At 63.1% G+C, this 22,710-nt stretch carries 20 protein-coding genes and 1 riboswitch; of the genes, 12 read left to right on the top strand and 8 right to left on the bottom strand.

Annotated elements, in window-relative coordinates; all coding sequences use genetic code 11:
* The first annotated feature begins 27 nt into the window (after positions 1–27).
* Positions 28–1,392, top strand: a complete 1,365-nt coding sequence (gene gabT, locus EHW12_RS02995; protein WP_125050266.1) for a 4-aminobutyrate--2-oxoglutarate transaminase — start codon at positions 28–30, stop codon at positions 1,390–1,392.
* A gap of 1 nt (position 1,393) precedes the next feature.
* On the top strand, positions 1,394–2,839 hold the full coding sequence (locus tag EHW12_RS03000; protein ID WP_042922728.1) for an NAD-dependent succinate-semialdehyde dehydrogenase: 1,446 nt from the start codon (positions 1,394–1,396) through the stop codon (positions 2,837–2,839).
* Between the two features lie 52 nt (positions 2,840–2,891).
* On the opposite strand, the gene dszD is transcribed toward EHW12_RS03000, so the two are convergent.
* The 3 genes from dszD to EHW12_RS03015 form a co-directional block, all read right to left on the bottom strand.
* Positions 2,892–3,470 carry an NADH:FMN oxidoreductase DszD gene (gene dszD, locus EHW12_RS03005; RefSeq protein WP_003941189.1) on the bottom strand — a complete coding sequence of 193 codons (579 nt, stop codon included), beginning with the start codon at positions 3,468–3,470 and terminating at the stop codon, positions 2,892–2,894.
* 208 nt (positions 3,471–3,678) lie between these two features.
* Positions 3,679–4,152, bottom strand: coding sequence for a YbaK/EbsC family protein (locus EHW12_RS03010; RefSeq protein ID WP_042922726.1), 474 nt, complete (start codon positions 4,150–4,152; stop codon positions 3,679–3,681).
* Between the two features lie 15 nt (positions 4,153–4,167).
* Entirely contained in the window at positions 4,168–5,271 is a 1,104-nt protein-coding gene (locus tag EHW12_RS03015; protein ID WP_003941129.1) for a membrane protein, read from the bottom strand.
* A gap of 126 nt (positions 5,272–5,397) precedes the next feature.
* On the opposite strand from EHW12_RS03015, the gene EHW12_RS03020 reads away from it, so the two are divergent.
* The 3 genes from EHW12_RS03020 to EHW12_RS03030 all read left to right on the top strand — a co-directional run bounded on the left by EHW12_RS03020 (position 5,398) and on the right by EHW12_RS03030 (position 9,956).
* Positions 5,398–5,982 (top strand): TetR/AcrR family transcriptional regulator, encoded by a 585-nt coding sequence (locus tag EHW12_RS03020; RefSeq protein WP_037129354.1) that lies wholly within the window; start codon positions 5,398–5,400, stop codon positions 5,980–5,982.
* 45 nt (positions 5,983–6,027) lie between these two features.
* A riboswitch (M-box (ykoK) riboswitch) is annotated at positions 6,028–6,201 on the top strand.
* A 347-nt stretch (positions 6,202–6,548) separates the two neighbouring features.
* Positions 6,549–9,242, top strand: a complete 2,694-nt coding sequence (gene mgtA, locus EHW12_RS03025) for a magnesium-translocating P-type ATPase (protein WP_073512078.1) — start codon at positions 6,549–6,551, stop codon at positions 9,240–9,242.
* 9 nt (positions 9,243–9,251) lie between these two features.
* Complete coding sequence (locus tag EHW12_RS03030) at positions 9,252–9,956, top strand: MgtC/SapB family protein (RefSeq protein ID WP_003941187.1); 705 nt, start codon at positions 9,252–9,254, stop codon at positions 9,954–9,956.
* Between the two features lie 18 nt (positions 9,957–9,974).
* Here the strand turns inward: EHW12_RS03030 and EHW12_RS03035 are convergent, their stop codons facing one another.
* The 5 genes from EHW12_RS03035 to EHW12_RS03055 form a co-directional block, all read right to left on the bottom strand.
* A complete protein-coding gene (locus tag EHW12_RS03035; protein WP_042922723.1) occupies positions 9,975–11,336 on the bottom strand; it encodes a lipase family protein in 1,362 nt (453 codons plus the stop codon).
* A 64-nt stretch (positions 11,337–11,400) separates the two neighbouring features.
* Positions 11,401–11,850, bottom strand: a complete 450-nt coding sequence (locus EHW12_RS03040; RefSeq protein ID WP_125050267.1) for a GNAT family N-acetyltransferase — start codon at positions 11,848–11,850, stop codon at positions 11,401–11,403.
* An 18-nt stretch (positions 11,851–11,868) separates the two neighbouring features.
* Entirely contained in the window at positions 11,869–12,345 is a 477-nt protein-coding gene (locus tag EHW12_RS03045) for a GNAT family N-acetyltransferase (protein ID WP_042922718.1), read from the bottom strand.
* Positions 12,346–12,513: 168 nt separating this feature from the next.
* Complete coding sequence (locus tag EHW12_RS03050; RefSeq protein ID WP_125050268.1) at positions 12,514–13,635, bottom strand: DUF475 domain-containing protein; 1,122 nt, start codon at positions 13,633–13,635, stop codon at positions 12,514–12,516.
* A 137-nt stretch (positions 13,636–13,772) separates the two neighbouring features.
* Entirely contained in the window at positions 13,773–14,348 is a 576-nt protein-coding gene (locus EHW12_RS03055) for a TerD family protein (RefSeq protein WP_003941199.1), read from the bottom strand.
* Between the two features lie 243 nt (positions 14,349–14,591).
* Here EHW12_RS03055 and EHW12_RS03060 point away from each other — a divergent pair, with 243 nt between their 5' ends.
* The 7 genes from EHW12_RS03060 (at position 14,592) to EHW12_RS03090 (ending at position 22,704) form a co-directional block, all read left to right on the top strand.
* Positions 14,592–15,737 (top strand): hypothetical protein, encoded by a 1,146-nt coding sequence (locus EHW12_RS03060; protein WP_007727045.1) that lies wholly within the window; start codon positions 14,592–14,594, stop codon positions 15,735–15,737.
* Between the two features lie 92 nt (positions 15,738–15,829).
* Positions 15,830–16,987: an HpcH/HpaI aldolase/citrate lyase family protein gene (locus EHW12_RS03065; protein ID WP_164490546.1), complete on the top strand. Its 1,158-nt coding sequence runs from the start codon at positions 15,830–15,832 to the stop codon at positions 16,985–16,987.
* Positions 16,984–18,273 carry a phosphoribosyltransferase family protein gene (locus EHW12_RS03070; protein ID WP_054827720.1) on the top strand — a complete coding sequence of 430 codons (1,290 nt, stop codon included), beginning with the start codon at positions 16,984–16,986 and terminating at the stop codon, positions 18,271–18,273. The genes EHW12_RS03065 and EHW12_RS03070 overlap by 4 nt, the downstream gene beginning before the upstream one ends.
* A complete protein-coding gene (locus tag EHW12_RS03075; RefSeq protein ID WP_003941082.1) occupies positions 18,270–19,379 on the top strand; it encodes a cysteine protease StiP family protein in 1,110 nt (369 codons plus the stop codon). The genes EHW12_RS03070 and EHW12_RS03075 overlap by 4 nt, the downstream gene beginning before the upstream one ends.
* Positions 19,380–19,435: 56 nt before the next feature.
* Positions 19,436–20,233, top strand: a complete 798-nt coding sequence (locus EHW12_RS03080) for a hypothetical protein (RefSeq protein WP_054827728.1) — start codon at positions 19,436–19,438, stop codon at positions 20,231–20,233.
* A 27-nt stretch (positions 20,234–20,260) separates the two neighbouring features.
* The gene (locus EHW12_RS03085) at positions 20,261–21,652 is read left to right on the top strand and encodes a TerD family protein (protein WP_125050270.1); all 1,392 of its coding nucleotides are present in this window, start codon (positions 20,261–20,263) and stop codon (positions 21,650–21,652) included.
* 158 nt (positions 21,653–21,810) lie between these two features.
* Complete coding sequence (locus EHW12_RS03090) at positions 21,811–22,704, top strand: SGNH/GDSL hydrolase family protein (protein ID WP_125050271.1); 894 nt, start codon at positions 21,811–21,813, stop codon at positions 22,702–22,704.
* Positions 22,705–22,710: the final 6 nt, after the last annotated feature.

Genomic DNA, 22,710 nt, shown 5'->3' on the forward strand with positions numbered 1-22,710 from the left:
GCAATACACAACCGAGAGGGTGGTCACATGAGTGCAATCGAATACCGGCTTCCGCAGGAGCGTCGCATCGTCACGGAGTTCCCGGGCCCGCGCTCGGCTGCGCTCGCCGAACGCCGTAAGAAGGTCGTCGGCGCCGGCGTCGCATCCACCCTCCCGGTCTACGTCGCCGACGCAGACGGCGGAGTCATCGTCGACGTCGACGGCAACTCGCTGATCGACCTCGGTGCCGGTATCGCGGTGACCAGCGTCGGCGCTTCCAACCCGGCCGTCGTGTCCGCCGTTCAGGAACAGGTCGCGCACTTCACCCACACCTGTTTCATGGTCGCTCCGTACGAGGGCTACGTCGAGGTCGCCGAGCGTCTCGCCGAGCTCACCCCCGGTGACCACGAGAAGCGTTCCGTGCTGTTCAACTCCGGCGCAGAAGCCGTCGAGAACGCCGTCAAGATCGCCCGTCACGCAACCGGTCGCGACGCAGTCGTCGTCTTCGACCACGCGTACCACGGCCGCACCAACCTCACGATGGCACTGACCTCGAAGTCCATGCCGTACAAGAGCGGCTTCGGTCCGTTCGCCCCCGAGGTCTACCGCGTCCCGATGTCCTACCCGTACCGCGAGGGCCTCAATGTCGACGGCTCCAAGATCACCGGTGAGCAGGCCGCACAGCGCGCCATCACGATGATCGAGAAGCAGGTCGGCGCTGCCAACACCGCCGCCATCCTCATCGAGCCCATTCAGGGTGAGGGTGGATTCATCGTTCCCGCAGAAGGCTTCCTCCCGACGCTCGTCGCGTGGGCCAAGGAGAACGGCGTCGTCTTCATCGCCGACGAGGTTCAGGCAGGCTTCGCTCGTACCGGCGCCTGGTTCGCCAGCGATCACGAGGGCATCGTCCCCGACCTGGTCACGCTCGCCAAGGGCATCGCAGGCGGCATGCCGCTCGCCGCTGTCACGGGCCGCGCCGAGCTCATCGACGCTGTCCACCCCGGCGGCCTCGGTGGCACCTACGGCGGTAACCCCGTCGCCTGCGCCGCTGCATTGGCGTCCATCGACCAGATGCGTGAGCTCGACCTCTGTGGCCGCGCACGCACCATCGAGTCGACCGTCGTCGGCCGAATGAACGCACTGGCAAAGGAACTCGACGTCATCGGTGACGTTCGCGGTCGCGGCGCGATGCTCGCCATCGAGTTGGTCAAGCCCGGTGGGCAGGAGCCGGACGCAGACATCACCAAGAAGATCGCCGCCGAATGCCTCGCTGCCGGCGTCGTGATCCTCACCTGCGGTACCTACGGCAACGTCATCCGTCTGCTCCCGCCGCTGGTCATCTCCGAAGAGCTGCTCGACGACGCGTTGACCGTCCTCGAGACCGCTATCCGCACTGCAGCACAGGGGAACTGACATGTCCAACGTCTCGGATCTTCTCGACTCGGTACCCAAGGGTCTCTGGCTCGGCGGCAAGCTCGTCCCGGCCGAGAAGACCTTTGCGGTCTACAACCCGGCAACGGGTGAGGAACTCGCCCAGGTAGCCGACGCCACCGCTGCCGACGGTATCCGTGCGCTCGACCTCGCCGCTGCGGCGCAGGAAGACTGGGCGGCCACTCCGGCACGTGTACGCGGCGAGATTCTGCGCACCGCCTTCGAATTGCTGCACGCCCGCGCCGAGGACTTCGCGCTGATGATGACCCTGGAAATGGGTAAGTCGTTGGCAGAGAGCCGCGGTGAGGTCAACTACGGCGGCGAATTCCTGCGCTGGTTCAGCGAGGAAGCAGTACGCATCGGCGGACGTTTCACGCAGGCTCCGGCCGGCAACGGTCGCATCCTGGTCACCAAGGAAGCCGTCGGACCGGTCCTCGCGATCACCCCGTGGAACTTCCCGCTCGCCATGGGCACACGCAAGATCGGACCGGCGCTGGCTGCCGGTTGCACCATCATCGTCAAGCCCGCCGAGGACACGCCGCTGACCATGCAGCTCCTCGGTCAGGTGTTCGCCGATGCCGGTCTGCCCGACGGTGTGCTCTCGATCCTCCCGACGTCCGACGCGGCTTCCATCAGTGGACCGCTGATGGAAGATGCGCGTCTGCGCAAGGTCACCTTCACCGGCTCCACTGGCGTCGGAAAGTTGTTGGTGCGCAATGCTGCTGACAAGCTGCTCCGCACGTCGATGGAACTCGGTGGCAATGCGCCGTTCATCGTCTTCGACGACGCCGACATCGACGCAGCTGTCGACGGCGCAATGCTCGCGAAGATGCGCAACGGCGGCGAGGCCTGCACCGCGGCCAACCGCATCTACGTCGCCAACTCGGTGCGCGAAGAGTTCACCGACAAGTTCACCGCCAAGGTTGCGGCCTTGAAGGTGGGCGCCGGTGACGCCGAGGGCACCAACATCGGACCGCTGATCAACACCAAGCAGCTCGCAACCGTCACCGGACTCGTCGACGACGCCGTGTCCAAGGGTGCTCGCGTTCGCACCGGTGGATCGGCACCCGAAGGCCCCGGCTTCTTCTTCACCCCGACGGTCCTCGACCAGGTGCCCGCCGACGCGCGCCTGCTGAAGGAAGAGATCTTCGGACCCGTTGCGGCAGTGGTCGGTTTCGACACCGAAGACGAAGCGATCGCGGCTGCGAACAACACCGAGTACGGTCTCGTGGCGTACTTCTACACTCGCGACATCGACCGTGCGATGCGCGTCTCGGCCAAGCTGGACACCGGCATGGTGGGCGTCAACCGCGGCGCGATCTCCGATGCTGCCGCGCCGTTCGGTGGGGTGAAGGAATCGGGCTTCGGCCGTGAAGGCGGAACCGAGGGTATCGACGAGTATCTCGATACAAAGTACGTAGCGCTCTAACTTGCTGTGCGCCTTTATTAACCGCGGGCGGTTAATAAAGGCGCACAGTTGTCTATTGACCCAACGGAGTCGGGCGGTAGTACTTGCCCTCGTGGTAGAGCAGCGGTGCGGCAGCGGATTCGTCGTCTTCTTCGGCGTGAACCCGCGTGACGAGTCCGATGACCAACGTGTGATCGCCGACAGGGATCAGCTGGTCGACCTTGACGCGCATCCAGCTGGGGGTGCCGTGCAGCACCGGTTCCCCGGTGTCGAGCACTGCCCACAGTGACTCGTCTGCAAAACGCTGATCGGCACTACGCGCAAAGCGCTGGGCCAGATGCTGCTGATGTTCGCCGAGAAGGTGGATCACCAAGGACTCGGCTGCCTTGAGTGCATTGATGCTCGACGACGTCTCCGCGATGTTGAACGAGACGAGCGGCGGCTCGAGGGAGACGGACGAGAACGAGGTGGCGGTGAAACCCACCGGGCCGGTACCCGAATCGAGGGTCACGACGGTGACACCGGCGGGGTGGCGGCGAAGCGCAGCGCGGTAGTCACCGGCGCAGATGCCGGTGGACAACTCGGGCGTCGCTGCTACTTCGGGGACGTCGGGGGTGGTGTGGCTGGAAACGGCATTCGGCTTGTCAGACAACGGGAACTCTCCGGCTGGAACTCGAGGTGTGCGGTGTGGTCGAGGTGACTGCGCTCGGCATACACAGACAGGCGTCGGTGCGGCACAGATCTACGTGCCGTCGACGCCAGTGGTTGCCGGCCGGGGTCCTGGTTGCAGTGCACATGGTGCGTCCAAATATAGGTGGACGCACGTCTGAGTGGTTTCGGACCGGGTTGGCTGAAGTGCTTCAGTCCATGTCGACGGCGAGGCCGGCGGTGATTCGGAGGAGTTCGGAGTACGTCGTGCGAAAGACGGTGTTGGGGTGCCCGGCGGCTGCCCACAACTCGGGGTACTGCTCGAGGGCGGTATCGATGTACGTCGGCAGGTTGGTGGGATGCCCGAGCGGAGCGACCCCACCGATCGGCTGGCCCGTCGCGGACTTCGCCATCTCCAGCGTCGCCCGCGTGAGCTTGCCTTCGAGGCGTTCGCCGGTGGCCTTCAGATTCACCTGATGTGCGCCGGAGACCAGCAGCAGGACCGGATCGTCGTCGAGAAGGAACACCAGTGACTTGGTGATCGCGCCTACCTCCACCCCGACGGCCGCCGCTGCCTCGGCCGCGGTGTGCGTGGCGTCGGGCTGCGTGACGATGACGCCGTGGTGACCCCGCGAGATCAGTGTTTCGGCGACGTGCGAGGCGTTGGGGTGGAGGAGGCTCGTCATGAGTTCAGACTAGGACTAGTCGGCGTTCGCCACAGCTGGAGTCGGCGTCGTGTCGGTGGACTTTCGGTTACGACGGATCGTGAAGCCGAACAGCATGACCGCACCGATCAGCGCGTACAGGAACAGCGTCAGAGCAGGCTGGCCGACGCCGACGTTGTTGAAGTAGACGATGCTCCGGACGCCTTCGGTGCCGGCGCCGGGTGTGATCCACCGGCCGATGGCGGCGTAGAACGAGGGAATCACGTTGGAGCCGAATGCGCCTCCCGCACTGGGATTGCCGAGGATCACGAAGACGGCGATAGCCAGCGGGACTGCCAGAACGCCGATGGCGGCGCGCAATCCGAGTGTGAACATGGCGGTGCCGAACACCACGGCTGTTCCCAGGATCCAGAGCGGGAACCAGTGGCCGGCGAAGGTTCCGAGTACGTGTGAGGTGATGAGGGCGCCGAGGGCTCCCGAGATGATCGAGTAGATCGCGATCACGCCCGTGTGTGCGCTTGCCTGGCGGAGAGTCTTCGGCGCACCGATGAACAGTCCGATGGCTGCCGCGAGGAGATAGCCGCCGACGACCCAGCCGACCGAGAGGTAGAAGCCGGAGAGGCCGCGGTTGTCGTGGGCTCCGACGGGGATCTCGTCGCGGACGACGAACTGTCGGTCCTGTGTCGCCTCGACCTTCGTGAACACCGCTTCGAGTGACGTAGCGATGGAGCTGCCGCCCGCGCTCGCGGTGATCAGGGTGTCCGGTCCGGCCGGGTTGATGACAAACGCGCCCTGGATCTCGCGGTCGTTGATCATGCGGCGAGCGGTCGCCGTGCTGTCGACCACCTGAGCGTCGAGCGGGCTGCCGTCGATGGCGTTGAGTTTGTCGGCGATCTGCTGATCCATGCCGTCGGGTGTGCCCTGATCGGCGATGACCGCGATTTCGATGTCTCGCGGAGTCGGCTGATGGAAGGCGGCGACGTAGCTGAGGATGAAGCCCATCTGCAGCAGGAGCACGCCGACGAACAACGCGGCCATCACCTTGGGTGCGCCGTACTTCACGAGCAGATTGTCGTGGTGGTGTTCGTCGTGGGTGGAGCTGTTGTCTGGTGCGGCGTGTGCCGGATGCGTAGTGGTCACGAAAGAGTCCTGATCTTGTCGAAAGTAAAGAGCTTGTCAATACCCGAGGTATTGAATACTCTAGGTATCGTGACTGAATCTCGTCAACCGGACTGGACTCCGGTAACCCGCCCCGGACGTGACGTGGTGCGGCAAAGACTGCTCGACGCTGCGGCGGAAGAGTTTGCGGAGCGCGGATTCAGTGCTGCACGTCTCACTGAAGTTGCTCGCCGAGCGGGCTTCACCAAGGGGGCTGTCTACTCCAACTTCGAGTCGAAACAGGATCTGTTCGCCGAACTGTTCGCGCAACGGTCTCTCGAACTGGCCGGCCGGGTGCTCGCCGAGATTGCCGGGATGAACCCGTCCGACGCGGCGGGCAAAGGTGGCGAGGCCATTGCCACGTGGATGGTCGACGACCCGGGGTGGTCGCTTCTCGTCCTCGAATTCGGAGTGCTCGCCGGGCGTGATCCGCAGATCGCTCAGGCGTACTTACGTGAGCGTCGCCACTTGCGCAGCCAACTCGTGGAGTTGATCGGCGAACGTGCCCGTGAATGGGGAGTGGACGATTCCTTTGACGTGCGGACAACCGCAATCTCGTTGATGGCGTTGATATCCGGGCTCGTTCTCGAACACTCCGTGGATCCGGAAGAGGTTGATCAGAGTGTCATGGGTGCCGCCGTGACGGCACTCTTCGCCGGCGCCGTCGCACGGGCAGGATTGTCCGCCGTCTGAGTTGCTCGGTTGACAGGCAACAGATTTGAGAACTACCCTCTGGGTGCAGTACCTCGTTAGGTGAGGCTTCTGCACGAACACAGGCCACTGATCTCACGACGTCGAGAGACGCCCAAGGTTAGGACAGATCTCCCCGGCTTAAGGGGTGATCCAAAGTGGCTTCCCGTTCTTGATCGGGACACGTCGTGCAGTGCCAAAACTCGGACGTGGAGGTGTTTTCGCAGCTTGATGCCGGTTTCTTCCGGCGAAGGCGAGAGTACGTCGATATTCGGTTCTCCTGGCGTGTGCTGTGCGCATGTACTTGTGTGGCGTCATCGGACGCCCCGAACTTTCAGGAGGTGACCATCGTGGACGACCCGCCGAGTCGATATTCGACCCATCCTTCTGTTCTTGCCGACGATGCTCACCCCGGTCTTTTGCTCTTCAGTCACTGACTCTTTGCATCCTCGGCTTCATCTGCGCGGCTTTGCCGCGACCGCTGACGACTTCCATTGTCGCTCAGCGCATTCTGCTGCCCTCATGCACTGGCATGGTCCGGCGTGTTCGGGCAGCCGAGGAGATTCGTCATGTCATTTTCCGTTCTCGCATTGCGGCCACGGCCCACGAGAAACAGTGCACAACAAACACATTCAACAGTCCTGGCAAAGGAAAGCGCACAGGAATTGGTCGACTTCTCGGCCTCGGACACGCGCACCGTTCTCGCGGATCTGACCACGACGGCCAACGGCCTTCGTGACGATCAGATCGACGATCTTCGTCGGCAATACGGGCGCAACGATGTCCGCCACGACCGCCCGGCGCCGGCAATCGTGCAGTTCGCGGAAGCCTTCAAGAACCCGTTCATCCTGATCCTGGTATTCCTCGCCCTGATCATGGTCGGGACCGACGTGGTCTGGGCGGACCCCGAGGACGGTCCTTCCTACGAGGGCATCATCACTCTCGGGTTGATGATCTTTGTCAGTGTCTCACTGAGGTTCTGGCAGGAATACCGTTCGAGTCGCGCCGCCGAGGCGCTCAAGGCGATGGTTACGACGACCGTCGCGGCCACCCGCAAGATCAACAACACCGTGGTCACGGCTGAGATTCCGATCGAGCAGTTACTGCCGGGGGATGTAGTCCAGCTTGCCGCCGGCGACATGATCCCGGCCGATGTCCGCATCATCCGGGCCAAGGATCTACAGGTCAATCAGTCCATGCTCAGCGGTGAATCGATGCCGGCCGAGAAGTCGGCGGACCCGTCGTCGGGGATCGACGTCGATCGGCTGCTCGAAGCCGAGAACATCGGGTTCATGGGTACTTCCGTCGTGTCGGGCAGTGGCACCGCCGTTGCGGTACACACCGGCAAGCGGACCTACTTCGGTGCCATGACAGCACAATTGGCGTCCAAGCGACCCGAAACCAGCTTCGACGTCGGGGTGCGCAGCGTCAGCTATCTGCTGATCAAGTTCATGCTGATCATGGTTCCCGCGGTGTTCATCATCAACGGACTGACCAAGGACTGGAGCCAAGCACTACTCTTCGGCGTCGCCACCGCCGTGGGGTTGACTCCGGAAATGTTGCCGCTCATCGTGACGGCGAACCTGGCCAAGGGTGCGCTCCACATGTCGCGCAAGAAGGTGATCGTCAAGCAGATCAACGCGATTCAGAACTTCGGTGCCATGGACGTTCTGTGCACGGACAAGACCGGAACTCTCACCGAGGACCGCATCGTTCTCGGTGAGCATCTCGATACTGCCGGACGTAAGTCCGAGGACGTATTGCGGCTAGCGGCGGTCAATTCCGTGAATCAGACCGGATTGCGCAGTCTTCTCGACGACGCGGTGATCGAGGCCGCCGGTCCCGAAGTGGTCGAGGAGATCTCGCGTCGGCACGGGTTGGTGGACGAGATTCCCTTCGACTTCAAGCGCCGTCGACTCTCCGTGGTGGTCGACCACGGAGACGCCGATCTGATCGTAACCAAAGGTGCAGTGGAAGAGCTCCTTTCGGTCTGTGAATCGGTGGAACTCGACGGGGTGACCCACCAATTGACACCGGGATGGCTGGCCCGAGTCGACCGTCTGGTCGCGGAGCTGAACGGTCAAGGCAAGCGAGTGCTTGCGGTGGCAACCAAGACAGTCGTCGAAGAGCAGCGCCGCGAGTACTCGACGGCCGACGAAGAGGGCATGACCCTGGTCGGTCTGCTGGCATTCCTCGACCCGCCGAAGGAATCTGCGGCCGGGGCGATCGAAGCCCTCGCGAGCCACGGAGTCGCGGTCAAGGTAGTGACGGGTGACAACGAACTGGTCGCCGAAACCGTCTGCGCCAAAGTCGGTATCGACGTGGGGACCGTTGTATCCGGCGCAGAGATCGAAGCGTTGAGCGACGACGCCCTCGACGAGTTGGTGCAGCGGACAACCGTATTCGCGAAGACGGATCCGATGCAGAAGGCACGCATTGTCGAATCGCTGCGCCGGGTCGGCCACACGGTTGGTTTCCTTGGTGACGGTGTCAACGACGCACCCGCACTGCGGGCTGCGGACGTCGGCATCTCCGTCGACACAGCGGCGGACATCGCCCGCGAATCCGCGGACATCATCTTGCTGGAGAAGGACCTCGGCGTACTCGAACAAGGAGTCATCGAAGGGCGTCGTACCTTCGGAAACATCCAGAAGTACATCAAGATGACTGCGTCGTCGAACTTCGGGAACGTCTTCTCGGTGCTCGTCGCCAGTGCCCTGCTGCCGTTCATCCCCATGATTCCCGTAGTTCTGTTGTTGCAGAACCTGATCTACGATCTCTCGATGCTCACGATCCCGTGGGACCGTGTCGACGACGACTTCCTCGCCAAGCCCCGCAAGTGGGAGACCAAGAGCCTTCGCCGGTTCATGGTGTTCATCGGCCCGATCAGTTCGATCTTCGACATCTCGACGTTCGCGCTGATGTGGTTCGTGTTCGCCGCCAACTCTCCCGAGCATGCAGCGCTGTTCCAATCGGGTTGGTTCATCGAGTCATTGATCTCGCAGACGCTGATCGTTCACATGATCCGCACCCGCAAGATCCCGTTCATCCAGTCGCGTGCATCGCTGCCGGTACTGCTCAGCACGGGCGCTGCCTGCGTCTTCGCGCTGGTGTTCCCGTTCACGTCCTGGGGTCATTCCCTCGGGTTGGTTTCACTGCCGTGGAACTACTTCCCGTGGCTGGTCCTCACCCTCGGGGCATACTGCGTCGTCACGCAGGTGGCCAAGGGAATGTTCATTCGTCGATTCGCGACCTGGCTCTAGGAGTTCACCGTGGAAATCCACGTCATCCTTGTGCGGATAGCGCTCGGGCTCGTCCTCGGCGCTGCCGTCGGGATCGAAAGGCAATGGCGCGCAAGGATGGCGGGTCTGCGAACCAACGCGTTGGTGAGCTTGGGTGCGACGCTCTTCGTCATCATGGGCGCGTACGGGTTTCAGGGCCCGGACGCCGATCCGACGCGCGTCGCAGCGCAGATCGTCTCGGGGATCGGTTTCCTCGGTGCTGGAGTGATCATGAAGCAGGGTGCGTCGGTCACCGGCCTGAACACTGCCGCCACTCTGTGGGCCACGGCCGCCGTCGGCGCACTGGCCGGAGGCGGAATGTACTGGGTCGCGGTGTTCGGGGCCGGCGCAATCATGTTGGCGAACACGCTGTTGAGGCCGTTGGGTCGGATGATGGATCACCAGCCTGCCCGAACCGGACGCGAAGAACCACCCGCGGACTACACCTTCGAGGTGACCTGTCACGGCGACGCCGAAGCTCACATCAGAGGTCTTACCGTGCAGTCCATTTCGAGGCCCGAGTTTCAGCTCCGGTCAGTGCAGTCCTTCGACATCCCGGACAGCGACCGCGTGCGGGTGGTGGCCGAACTGGCTGCCGCGGAGCGCGACGACGGACTCCTGGAATCCGCCGTCAGCCGACTTAGCCTGGAACCGTTGGTGACTCACGTTCGGTGGGAGGTGGAACCGTCGAAGTAGATTCGGGGTCGCTGTCAGTCAGCGCGCATGTTCTTGCGGCGCAAGTGAGTTCCCCGGTGCAATGTTCGCGCAGTTGGACGGTGCAGGCTTGCCGTTCAAGCGGTCGTCGACCCAGCCGAGCGCACCGGGGAGCCAGAGCATGGCGCCGAGGAAGTGGCTGATGGTGTCGTACTGGTCGTACTGAATCGCCAGGCCGGCGTCGCAGTACTTGCGTGCGAGGGTGCGGACGTCGCCCGTGATCATCACGCCGTCTCCCGCTCCGACACCGGGGCCGCCGGGTTGGGTGCCCTCGATGGTGCCGTTGGCCGCCTGCGCGATGAACATCGGAATGGTCGGTGTCGCCGCGGTGCCCATGTTGATCTTGTTCACGACATCGACGTACTCGGGAACCGTATTGGGATCGGCGTACTCGGGTTTGACCAGATCCTGCCAGGTCAGTCCGGGATACTGTGCCAGCACATTGCCGATGGACGCGTCTTCGAGTCGAGCCATGACGTCGCGTCCACGGTCGCTGAGATACTTCCCGAAATCGATGTCGTACGAACGCGCAACGCCGACGACTGCCATGCCGACAACGCCGCCCCACCCGATGCTTCCGCTTGCGTAGCGAAGGTTGTTGGCCGGATTGACCAGCACGCCGCCCTGCGCGGCGCCGATCAAGTTGTCGTTGATCTCCGGTGCATATGCGGGAGCGAGTATCGAAGCCCAGTTGGTGGCGATCGCTCCGCCGGAGTAACCCATCAGCGCGATCTCTGCGTCGTCGGTGATTCCGGTTTCCGGGACATCGCGGGCGGCACGCAGAGCGTCGAGCGTCATCATCCCGTATTCGGGTCCGGCAGCGAAGTTTGCATCCGGGCCCTCGGTGTCCGGGACGACGATCGTGTAGCCCAATGCGAAGAGCGGCCCGAACAAGGCTGCCTCGATGGACGTGAAGGTACCGCCGATGTTGAAGTTGCGTCCGCTGGGAGTCCAGTCGCCGATCGGGGTGTTACCCGCGATGGCTCGCGACGGGCTGTCGTCGGGGTTCAGCGAATCGTAAAAGGACTGGTACGAAACAACTTTGTTCGGTTGGGCGTTGGCCGGGCGCAGGATCGAGGTGACGTTGGCGGACGGCTGTCCCAGGGCGTCGGTTGATCGGTAGAGAACCTGGACTGCCTGTATCGGGGTCGGGATGTTGAGCACGGTGTACGGCACGGTGCGAGTCTCGAGTACCGCACCCGGGGCGTACGACGAGAGGGGTGCCGCGCCGTCGTAGCTGTAGAAACCGTCATCGGGGGACTTGGCAAGGACTGGCTGCGCGAGCGCTACCGGTGCGCCGACGCCTGTCAGTGCAAGCGCGAGTACTCCGACAACTGCGCGAGATAAGACCCTTGACGACATACTCGTCCTCCACATTGGTGTGCCACGCCCCACCCTGAGATCGCGGTGTGACGACCACCATATATTACTCGCGGGTAATGTGGGGATCGGTCAGATCGGGCGCAGGCTCGAGGTCTCGGCGTAGGAAGATTTCGGAGGGCTCGGCTGGGAGTAACAGAACTCCCGCGTCGGTGTATCCCATTGCGCGATAGAAGTTCTGGGCTGATTCGTCGGCGAGTGTGGAGGTGAGGACCTGCGAGTGTCCCGCGCGGCTCATGCGTTTTTCCCAATCTGTGACCAAAGCGCGCCCGATGCCTTGGCCGCGGTTCGAAGACAGGACGGTCAGCATGTTCATGAACGGAATCTCGTCCCAGAACAAGCCCCAGCGCAGCCATCCGATTGGATTACCGTTGTCCTCGGCGATGAGTATCCGGCCGCGTTGGACCACTGACGCGAGTTCCTCGGCAGCGACGTGCGAGTCGTGCTCACGTAAGAACGGCAAGTCTGTCTGCGCTGCGACGCGAATGTTCACCACAGAAGTCAGTATCGCCGTTCAGTCGGAGTTGATGGCGTTCGGCTTGGACAGGTAGACGACTCCGGGGATGTGGCTGGGGTCCGGCGGCAATTGGGAGTAGCCCGCTCGGGTGTACAGGCGAATGTTCCGCAGGCTCCTGCTTCCGGTGAACAGCTCGAAACGTGTGATGTGCTCCGGAGCGTTCTGTTCCACGTGCTGCAAGAGGCGTCGGCCGAGGCCGTTGCCCGCCAAGTCCGGTGCCACCATGAGGCGACCGATCTGCCATGCGGTTCCGTCCGCGGTTCCTCGCACGGCCCCGACGAGCCGGCCGCCGCGTCGTGCGGTCCAGACAGTCGACTCCTGAACCCAGGCTCGGACTGTGGGTAGGTCCTCGTGGAGCGGGGGTATGTCCATGCTGTTGTTGGAGATTGCTTCCGAGACCCAGCAACAGCGTTGTAGAACAAGGATTTCCGCTGCGTCCTCGTCCGTTGCGCGCTCTATGACTATCTCGTTCATGGTTTCCCTTACGAATAGGTTTTTCGCATCCGCAGGGCAATTGTTCACCCGCAGGCTGAATTTGACGCGCGGCTGAACAATTGGCTGTGAATGCAGAGAGTTTCAATTCAGGCATAACAAACAAAACGCCCGCAACCAATTGGTCGCGGGCGTTTCGTGAAAAGAACGTCAGACAGTTGCCGGAGTGTTCTCGTCCAACTTCGGATCTTCGTTCGCGATTCGCTTGTTGCGAATGAGGCTGCTGATGAAAGCAGCGCCGATCAAGAAGACACCGACCAGGCCGGTGATGATCTCGTTGATGTGAACGCCGATGGACACCATCAAGATGACGGCCAGAGCGCCGATGGCCCAGTGCGCACCGTGCTCGAGGTAGACGTAATCGGAGAGCGTGCCCTTGCGGACCAGGAAGACCGTGATGGAACGGACGAACATCGCGCCGACGAAGCCGAGGCCGAGGGCGATGATGATCGGGTCTGCTGTGATGGCGAATGCGCCGATGACGCCGTCGAAGGAGAAGGACGCGTCGAGGACCTCGAGGTAGAGGAACAGGAAGAAGCCGGCCTTACCGGTCGCTTTCGCGAGCTGCGTGGGGCCGCCGGACTTGGTGGTTTCTTCCTCTTCGCCTTCTTCCGGCAGATTGAACAGTTCACCCAATCCGTTGACCGCGATGTAGGTGATCATGCCCAGAACGCCCGAGATCATGACGGTGGAGACCTTGTCGTCAGCAGCGAGGAAAGAACCACTGAGAACCAGGACGATGCCGGCCACGACGACGGAGAGCTGATCGAGCTTGCCGATGCGAGCGAGCGGCTTCTCCAGCCAGGACAGCCAGGTGATCTCACGCTCTTCGAAGATGAATCCGAGGAAGAGCATCAGCAGGAACATGCCACCGAAGGCAGCGATCTGCGGGTGAGCGTCGGTGAGGATGGTTTCGTAGCTCGGCTCGCCGTTGGCGAAGTACGCGGCGTCGTCCGCAGGCGGGTTCAGTGCGAGGTCGAGTGCAGCTACGGGTCCGAGACCGGATGCAGCCCAGACGATCACGAGCGGGAACACCAGACGCATACCGAAGACGGCGATGATGACGCCGATGGTGAGGAAGATCTTCTGCCAGAATTCACTCATTCTTTGCAGAACAGTGGCGTTGATGACGGCGTTGTCGAAGGAAAGCGAGATTTCCAGAATCGACAGGATGATGACGAGGAACAGTGCCTCGGGTCCGCCGTAGATGAACGCAACGATCATCGCGAGGATCGAAATTGCGATGGATAAACCGAATATTCGCAGTACCACGGAGCGTGGCCCTTTCTAGTTGGTCAATGCAGAGTGGTTACTGCAAGCGGTCTCTCACCGCATCCGAACGTGAAAACGGGGAGGGTTCCACAGACTACTGCGGAACCTTCCCCGAGTCAGCTCGTCGAGAGCGAAGATCAGACGTTGACGCCGTAATCGCGCGCGATGCCCGCGAGGCCGGACGCGTAGCCCTGGCCGATTGCGCGGAACTTCCACTCTGCACCGTTGCGGTACAGCTCACCGAAGACCATGGCGGTCTCGGTGGAAGCGTCCTCGGAGAGGTCGTAACGAGCGAGCTCGTTGCCGTTCGACTTGTCGACGACGCGGATGTACGCGTTGCGGACCTGGCCGAAGGACTGCGAGCGAGCTTCTGCGTCGTAGATCGAGACGGGGAAGACAACGCTCTCGACCTCGGCGGGAACCGCTGCGAGGTTCACGTCGATCTGCTCGTCGTCGCCTTCGCCTTCGCCGTCCGTGTTGTCACCCTTGTGCTCGATCGAGCCGTCGGGCGAACGGAGGTTGTTGAAGAAGATGAAGTGCTGGTCGGAGAGGACCTTCTTGTTCGAGCCTGCGCCGATTGCGCTGGCGTCGAGGTCGAAAGCAGCTCCGGTGGTGGAACGTGCGTCCCAGCCCAGGCCGACGACCACTGCAGTCAGGTTCGGGGCCTCCTTCGTGAGAGAGACATTGCCGCCTTTGGTCAAGCTGACGCCCATTCAGGGGTCCTTTCAAGAGGAGAGACAAGGCCCACTACGACGCGAAGTCGTCTTGGGAGTGTGTTTACCTCCACCACCCTAACCGCAGTTCCGGTGTGTTCGCCGTAACAGCAGAATTACGAACCGAGAAGCGAAGTGCTGGACCCGTAGGATTCAATCGTGGTGGGAAGATGGTCGGAGCGCTTCAATCGGGGGGCAAGAGTGGGGGAGTCGGTCAGTCGTGCGCGGGAGGCGCAGACGGCCATGGTTTCGGCGTTCCTCGACATGGACAAGCGGCAGACCATCGCGTCGGCAGCAGTCGACGCTTCCGCCGAGCTGTACCCCGAGCGAGGGCTGCGCGCTGCGTGGGAACCCGTTCGGGATCGGTGCTTCCAGGCTGCGTCGGACTACCTCGACACATCCGAGCGCTATGGCAACGATCAGGTACTTCACCAGAACCCGAACGGTGCTCGGGCGGCGTTCGAAAAGTCGGTAGCCGAACTCGTCGAGGCGGCGAAGGGCGTCGACGCCTTCTACAACGGGCATCGTGCGCACCTCGAGCAGGCGACGGTCACGATGTCCGCCATTCCCGTCCTCGGCCAGCAGGCCCGAACCCTGGCGAACGCCGTCCGGGAAAAACTGGCTGCCACCGATCAGCGCTATCGCGAGTACCCGTCGGTGGTGACGGCCTCCGAACACCTCGACGACGCGGTTGCAGCGCTCGACAATGCGCGCTCATCCGGTCGCGCCGACGCAGTCCGCACGCGGGCCGAGAGTGTCCGCGAAGCGGTATCGGCGCTCGAGGAAGCATTGGCAGAAGCCCCGTCGACCCAGCACCGTGCCGAGATGACGATTTCCTCGGTCTCGACCAGGTTGTCGGCAGTGCGCACTCGAGTGGACCGCCTGGATCCGGCGTACTCCGCATTGCTGCGCGAGTTCAACGCCGCGAGTTCCGCTGACCTCGTCGACAACAGCAGTCGCAGCCGAGCGCATATCGATCAGGCCGACATCGATCTCAAGGAAGCGAAGCAGTCGCTGGCTGCGGGAAACCCCGAACATGCACTGGCTTTGATGGCCGAAGCCCGCGTGCACCTCGCCGACGCCGAAGCGTGTGCCGACGCCGTGACGGACCGTCTCGCTACTCTGCGTGCAGTCCGGGCAGATCCGAGCCAAAAGGAACGTGAGGTTCGTTTCCGGCTGAAAGACGCCCAGATGTTCGCTGTTAACCAAGGGTTGGTGGCGGAGTGGGGCTCCGTACTCGATGCTCAACTAGCAAGGATCGAGCGAGCGAGTGCGTCACTGTCGGGAACTCATCCGGACTACTGGTCGTATGTATTACAGCTGGACTCGGTATCGACGTTCATCACCGAAGTTGTCGAGAAGATGCGGGCGCGAGCCGGCAAAAACTGAATGGTCGGGCCGATCGGGGGATCGGAGTTGCTCGACGCGTTGTCACAGGGGGTCGTTTCATGGACTTGATTGCGGTTACAGAGAGAAGAGAAATGCAGCACTTTCAACATCTCGAGGATGACGTGCGGGAGCAACTGTTCCTGCATGCGCCTCGATCGTTCGCGGATTCCGACGAGAGGGATCTGCTCGCGATTGCTCTGGGTGCAACTCTCTACGTTCCTGCCACCCGGGCCGGGTTGGCCGGCATCGTGTCCAAGCGTGCGTCCGAGGGCGTCAGCTCGATGGTGCTCGATCTCGAGGATGCCGTCGCCGATCACGAGGTCGAATCGGCGCGAGCGAACGCGGTCGAAGCTCTCGACAAGATCGCGTCCACCGACGCCGTCGGCATGCTGCTGTTCGTGCGGGTTCGTGAAGTCGCGGACATCCACAAGGTCGCCGCGTCGTTGACCGAGGGGCGCGCCGCGCTCACCGGGTTCGTAATCCCCAAGTTCGGCAGCGAGTCCGGCCCCGTGTTCCTCGACGCCGTCGCGGACGCATCCGAGTTGCTGGGCAAGCATCTCTACGCGATGCCGGTACTCGAATCACCCGCGCTTGTGCACCGCGATACTCGCGATCTCGAGTTGCGCACCATCAGTGGGATTCTCGCGCAACACCGCGATCGAATCCTTGCCGTCCGCATCGGCGCCACCGACATGTGCAGCACCTTCGGCATCCGTCGTGACCGCGATCTGACCATCTACGACGTGCGCGTGGTGGTCGACGTCATCGCCGACATCGTCAACTATCTCGGGCGCGCGGACGGTTCGGGTTTTGTCATCACCGGGCCCGTGTGGGAGTACTTCGCCGATCACGAACGCATGTTCCGGCCGATGCTGCGCGCCACCCCGTTCGAGGAACACGACGCCGTCCGGTTCCGTCAGCATCTCGTCAGCCGCGACCTCGACGGTCTGCTCCGTGAGATCGCGCTGGACCGAGCCAACGGAATCCAGGGCAAGACGGTCATCCACCCGTCGCACGTCGCAGCGGTCAATGCATTGTCCGCCGTCACGCACGAGGAATATCACGATGCCCTCGACATTCTCGGTGCCGACGCCGGGGGAGTTCAGGCGTCCGGCTACCGGAACAAGATGAACGAGATGAAGCCGCACCGCAATTGGGCCCATCAGACTGCGCTCCGAGCTCACGTGTTCGGTGTGACCAACAAGGGAATCACGTTCGTCGAGTTGCTGACGGCGTTGGTCGATCGATGACAGAGGTTGTCCAGTCCCGGGACGTTCCCTGGGCTACAGCAGAATTCGGCTTGGACCTCGTTCACGGTGATTCGTCGCTCGGGCATTCGGTGCCCGATCTGGTGATCCCGGGTCTTCGGCGGAATCCGCGTCGCGCTCACCTGCTGGTGTCCACTGTGCTGGGAAAGCACGTGCCCACCGAGCCGTCCGTGGTCATCGGTGCTGCCGACGACCTCGGCGATCTGGTGCGGACAACCCTCGGTGAGGGTGTCGACGTCGTCGTGCTCGGGTTTGCCGAAACCGCAACAGGTTTGGGGCATTGCGTTGCGGCCCGTCTGCGCGCTCACTGCTACCTGCACTCGACTCGTCGCGACGTACCAGGTGCTACGACGCTCGCCGGGTTCGAGGAGGGGCACTCGCACGCCACGAGCCATCTGATGCAGCCGACGTCCGCCGAACTGTTCGAGAACGACCTGCCTCTGGTCCTCGTCGACGACGAGATCTCCACCGGCGCCACCGCGATCGATGCCATCCGGGCGCTGCACGGGCAATGCCCGCGAAGCCGCTACGTCGTGGCCTCGCTGGTGGACATGAGAACCGAGGAACACCGAGTCGCCGGCGAAGCCGCGGCGGCAGAGTTGAATGTACGAATCGACTACGTCTCTCTCGCTTCGGGTTCGACGGTCCTGCCCGACGGCCTGACCGAGCGCGTCACGGCGCTGGATGCTCCGGATCTCAATCCGATCGGTGACCGCCGTGGCACGCTGGCACGGATCGATCTGCCGTGGCCGGCACATGTCCCCGACGGTGGCAGGCACGGCTTTCTCGATGGCGACACCGCGGCATTCGAGTCAGCCGTCGAGGCAGCGGTGTCCATTCTCAAATCGTCGATCGACGCGTCGCGTGCTGTGATCGTGATCGGTCACGAGGAGTTGATGTACCTGCCACTGCGCATCGCTGCGGGCTTGGAAAGCTCTGGGCGAGCAGTTCGTTACCAGACCACAACTCGCTCACCCGCGTACGTCGTCGACGTGCCGGGATACCCGCTGCGTCGCGGGTTCACCTTTCCGGCGCCCGAACTGGGTGAGAACGACCCTCGATACGTCTACAACGCGCAGTGGCCTGATGCGGCGGTCGACGCCCTTGCGTTGCTGGTCATCGACGAGCCCGCCGACACCGATCGGTTGACGGCGATGGACGGAGTGGTCGAGGTGTTGCGGAACTCCGGCACCGACGTCCTGGTCGCCACCGTTCGCGGGGCCGATCCGTCGGCGCTGCGAGATTCCAGAGCAGGGAGCTCGTCATGAACGAACCATTGGTCGGGCCCGAATTCGGTTCGTACGCGCCGGGCGAAGTGAAGTGGCTGCTCAAGGATCTCTCGCACGTGGATCTCGAAGCGGATGTATCCGTGCGCGAGAAGCGTATTCAGTCGGGTGAGGCGCACTATGCCGAGTCTCTCCCCATCGAGTACCAACCCGATCAGGCATACCGGGATCTTTTCGAGACGGTGCTCGCCGAGAGCGCTCCACGGTTGGCGCGCGCTGTCGGGACCGTGATGGACCTGGTCTTGGCCGAGCGGGGGAGTGACATCACGCTGGTCTCACTCGCCCGGGCCGGAACACCGATCGGGATTCTGATGCGGCGCTGGGCCCAGCAGACCCGCGGGTTGACGTTGCCGCACTATGCGGTGTCCATCGTCCGTGGCAAAGGAATCGATTCCGTCGCACTCGATTATCTTGCGCACCATCACGACTCGGAGAACGTCGTCTTCGTCGACGGCTGGACGGGCAAGGGCGCCATCGCCCGCGAACTCGACGCAGCGTTGACGGAGTACCACGAGGCAGGCGGAGCGAAGTTCGACTCCGATCTGGCTGTTCTCGCCGACCCCGGACACTGCGTGCGAACGTACGGGACCCGTGACGACTTCCTGATCGCGTCGGCGTGCCTCAATTCGACGGTGTCCGGCTTGGTCTCACGAACTGTCCTCAACGACACCCTCATCGGGCCCGGCGATTTCCACGGCGCCAAGTTCTACGCCGACCTCGCCGACGTCGACGTTTCCAACAGGTTGCTCGACGTGGTCTCGGCCGAGTTCGATTCGGTTCGCGGCGACGCAGCGGATTCTCTTGCTGCAGTGCTCGATTCCGATCGGACGCCGACCTGGGCCGGTTGGGAGTCGGTGGAGAAGGTGCAGGCCGAGTACGGGATCTCGACGGTCAACTTCGTCAAACCCGGTGTCGGAGAAACAACCAGGGTGCTGCTGCGCCGGCTTCCCTGGAAGGTTCTGGTGCGCGAACTCGAAGCCCCGGAGCACGCACACATCCGGTTGTTGGCACAGGCCCGTGGGGTCCCGGTCGAGGTCGTCCCGGATCTCGCCTACTCGTGTGTCGGCCTGATCAAGGACATCACGTGAGCCGTGTGGACACCGCTGCGTCCCAGGTCCTGATCGCCACGGATCTGGACCGCACGATGATCTATTCGCAGGCCGCGATCGGCGGCGATCCCAGTGGCTCCGACCTGGATTCGGCACCGAGCCCGCTGTGCGTCGAGTACTACAACGGCGGTCCGCTCTCGCACATGAGCGTCGAATCGATCGAACTGCTGACTGCGCTCAGCTCGCGGGTTCCGGTGATTCCGACAACGACCCGGACCATCGCACAGTTTCAGCGGATCGATCTCCCCGGCGGACCGTGGAAGTACGCGATCACGAGCAACGGCGGAAACATCCTGGTGGACGGCGAAGCCGATCGCGAGTGGCGAAACGAGATCGACCGTTCGACCCGCAAGGCCGGCGCCGAGTTGCCGCAGGTTCAGGCGGAACTGGAATCGCGCATCGACTCGAGTTGGGTCAGCTCCATTCGTGTTGCCGACGATCTGTTTCCGTACCTGGTCGTCGATCTGGCCGTGATGCCGAGTGAATTCGAGACCGAATGGAATCACTGGTGTGTGGCGCGGGGCTGGAACGTCTCTCGTCAAGGCCGGAAGATCTACACGATGCCCGACGCTGTCTCGAAGTCACGCGCGCTGGCAGAGGTGCGCCGCAGACTGGTCGAGTCGGGTGATCTGGATCAGTCCGCCGTCGTGATCTCGGCTGGTGACGGCGCATTGGATGCGGACATGCTCGAATACTCCGATTTCGCGATCAGGCCCAGGCACGGTGAGCTGGAAGAACTGAATTGGCAACGGCCGACCGTTACTGTGACAGAAAGGTCCGGTATCGCAGCGAGCGCGGAGATCTTGCGGTGGTTCTCTTCCGCGCTCGGGTAATACACGCTCTCTATGAAGGGGATTTAGTTGTCTGTATCGCTTGCCAAAGGGCAGAACGGCCCGTTGGACGTCTCGGATGTAGTTGTCTCGGTTCAGCTGGCTGCGGCCGCTGACCTGTCTGCACTCCTCGTGACGAGCAACGGAAAAGTTCGTTCCGACGCCGACTTCGTCTTCTTCAACCAGCCGACCGGACCCGGCGTGCAATTGGTACCCAACCCGGGTGGCATTGCCTCACTCCGAGTCTCACTCGCCGGCGTACCCGCCGATATCGAGCAGGTTCGCGCCGTCATCACGCTCGACGACGCTTCGTCGAACTTCGGGCGCACTGCTGCACCGACCGCTCGGGTCTCCGATGCGGCCGGGAACGTGTTGTACGAGTACGTGATCGACGGCCTCACCACCGAGTCCATCGTCATCGCGCTCGAGGTGTACCGACGCCAGGGTGCATGGAAGGTGCGCGCCGTCGGCCAGGGGTACGCGGGTGGATTTGCCGCGCTGGTCACCGATCATGGTGTGTCCGTCGACGATGCACCACCGCCGCCTCCCACTCCGGTCGCGGCTCCGGCGCCGATCACCCCGCCCTCGTCCGTCGCTCCTACACCGCCGGCGTACAACCAGCCGCCGCAGCAGCAGCCTTCGTACAACGCGCCGCCGGTTCCGCCGGCCCCGCCCGCGTACAACCAGCCGCCTGCCTACAACCAGGGACCGACGCCGCCGGCCTACCCACCGGCGCAGCAGCCTGCGTACAACCAGCAGCCGACGTACAACCAGGCACCCCCGGCGCCTCCCGTGCAGAACCAGCCGCCGGCGCAGCAGCCCGAGGTGAGCCTGGTCAAGGGACGCCCCGTCAGCCTGACCAAGGGCCAGAAGGTCACACTCCGCAAGGAGGGCGGCGTCGCGCTCACCATGATCCAGATGGGTCTGGGTTGGGATCCGATCAAGAAGAGCGGCCTGTTCGGAAGCCGTACCGCCGACGTCGACCTCGACGCTTCGGCACTCCTGTACGCCGACGGCAACCTCGTCGACGTCTGCTACTACGGTCAGTTGACGTCCAAGGACGGCTCGGTCCGTCACATGGGTGACAACCTGACCGGCGACGGAGACGGCGACGACGAGGTCATGCTCGTCGATCTGCAGCGGGTCCCGGCTCACGTGACCACCGTGATCTTCACCGTGACCTCGTACCGCGGACACACGTTCGAGCAGGTCTCCAACGCTTTCTGCCGTCTCGTGGACAGCACCACCAACTCCGAGCTCGCTCGATACACGCTCCAGGGCGGCATGGCTTTCACCGGAATGGTGATGGCAAAGGTGTACCGCGTGAACGGTGAATGGAAGCTGCAGGCCATCGGTGAAGGTATCCAGGCCAAGCACGCAGGAGAAGCTGCGCCGCAGCTGGGCCGTTTCCTCACTGCTTGAGTCGAGACTGCATAGTCGAGATGAATCCGGTTCGGCGGTAGGTGATTTCGATCGCCGTCCGTCGAACCGGACATCGTTTCCCCCTCTGTGCGTTAACCTCATGCGGCATGTCGAGCCGTCAGTCGAGCGGCCGTGCGCGAGAGGACTTGGCACAGTAGATGATCATTCGAGGGAAACTTCTCGGTCGGGCGGCGGCTGTCGCAGGCGTTGTGCTGGCGCTCGTGAGCACCGGGATCGCGCAGGCTTCGGTGCCGCAGTCGGAAACGCTGTCAGGTGTATCCGGCACCGGGATCAAGTACGTCGCCCTCGGTGACTCCCGCGCCTCCGGCCCAAGGCTGGAACCGATGTACCCCGACGCCTGTTCGCGTTCGTACGAGAACTTCGCGGGCAAGATCTCTCGGGCACTCGAGGTCGCGGAGTTCGCCGACGTCTCTTGCAGCGCGGCACGCGCCGAGAACATCATCGACACTCCACAGCTGATTCCGAACTACTGGCCTGTCCAACTCGATGCCGTTCACCCGGACACCGACCTGATCACCATCTCGATCGGCGGCAACGACTCCAACAGCATCTTCCTCGGTCCCCTGTGCGTCGCTCCGGGGCCAGGAACCGATCGTGGATGCCGGTACGACCCGCTCGCGAATTCCGTCGCCCAATCCGGAATCGACCGGGCTGCCGGAGAATTGGATCGCATCCTGACCGCGGTCACGCAGCGCGCGCCTAACGCTCGCATCTACCTGATCGGTGAGGGCGGCATGATCTCCTCTCGCGGATGCTGGCCGAACATCCCGTTCTCCGACGCCGACGCAGCCTGGTTCATGGACTATTTCGCGCGCTACAACACGAAGTTCGACGAGGTCGCCCACGCCCACGGTGTGCGCACCGTCGACATTGCGGCGGCGAGCATCGCCGGCGGGCACGATGCGTGCGCGAGTGCAGATCAGCGTTGGTTCGAAGGCCTGTTCTCGGAGTCGACGGCGCAGCGCTTGCACTTCACGGACGCCGGGATGACCGCGGTGGCCGATCTAGTGGTGGCGGACCTGCAAGGCTGACCGAGA

The sequence above is a fragment of the Rhodococcus sp. NJ-530 genome (assembly GCF_003860625.1).
Taxonomy (GTDB): Bacteria; Actinomycetota; Actinomycetes; order Mycobacteriales; family Mycobacteriaceae; genus Rhodococcus_F; species Rhodococcus_F qingshengii.

What these genes read in the sequence shown, in the direction of transcription:
- EHW12_RS03055 (WP_003941199.1), bottom strand. Translation starts at nt 14,348, where the DNA reads ATGGGCGTCAGCTTGACCAAAGGCGGCAATGTCTCTCTCACGAAGGAG.
- EHW12_RS03010 (WP_042922726.1), bottom strand. Translation starts at nt 4,152, where the DNA reads ATGACGAGCCTCCTCCACCCCAACGCCTCGCACGTCGCCGAAACACTG.
- EHW12_RS03045 (WP_042922718.1), bottom strand. Translation starts at nt 12,345, where the DNA reads ATGAACGAGATAGTCATAGAGCGCGCAACGGACGAGGACGCAGCGGAA.
- EHW12_RS03080 (WP_054827728.1), top strand. Translation starts at nt 19,436, where the DNA reads ATGATCTATTCGCAGGCCGCGATCGGCGGCGATCCCAGTGGCTCCGAC.
- EHW12_RS03060 (WP_007727045.1), top strand. Translation starts at nt 14,592, where the DNA reads ATGGTTTCGGCGTTCCTCGACATGGACAAGCGGCAGACCATCGCGTCG.
- EHW12_RS03090 (WP_125050271.1), top strand. Translation starts at nt 21,811, where the DNA reads ATGATCATTCGAGGGAAACTTCTCGGTCGGGCGGCGGCTGTCGCAGGC.
- gabT (WP_125050266.1), top strand. Translation starts at nt 28, where the DNA reads ATGAGTGCAATCGAATACCGGCTTCCGCAGGAGCGTCGCATCGTCACG.
- EHW12_RS03065 (WP_164490546.1), top strand. Translation starts at nt 15,830, where the DNA reads ATGCAGCACTTTCAACATCTCGAGGATGACGTGCGGGAGCAACTGTTC.
- EHW12_RS03000 (WP_042922728.1), top strand. Translation starts at nt 1,394, where the DNA reads ATGTCCAACGTCTCGGATCTTCTCGACTCGGTACCCAAGGGTCTCTGG.
- mgtA (WP_073512078.1), top strand. Translation starts at nt 6,549, where the DNA reads ATGTCATTTTCCGTTCTCGCATTGCGGCCACGGCCCACGAGAAACAGT.
- EHW12_RS03075 (WP_003941082.1), top strand. Translation starts at nt 18,270, where the DNA reads ATGAACGAACCATTGGTCGGGCCCGAATTCGGTTCGTACGCGCCGGGC.
- EHW12_RS03035 (WP_042922723.1), bottom strand. Translation starts at nt 11,336, where the DNA reads ATGTCGTCAAGGGTCTTATCTCGCGCAGTTGTCGGAGTACTCGCGCTT.
- EHW12_RS03070 (WP_054827720.1), top strand. Translation starts at nt 16,984, where the DNA reads ATGACAGAGGTTGTCCAGTCCCGGGACGTTCCCTGGGCTACAGCAGAA.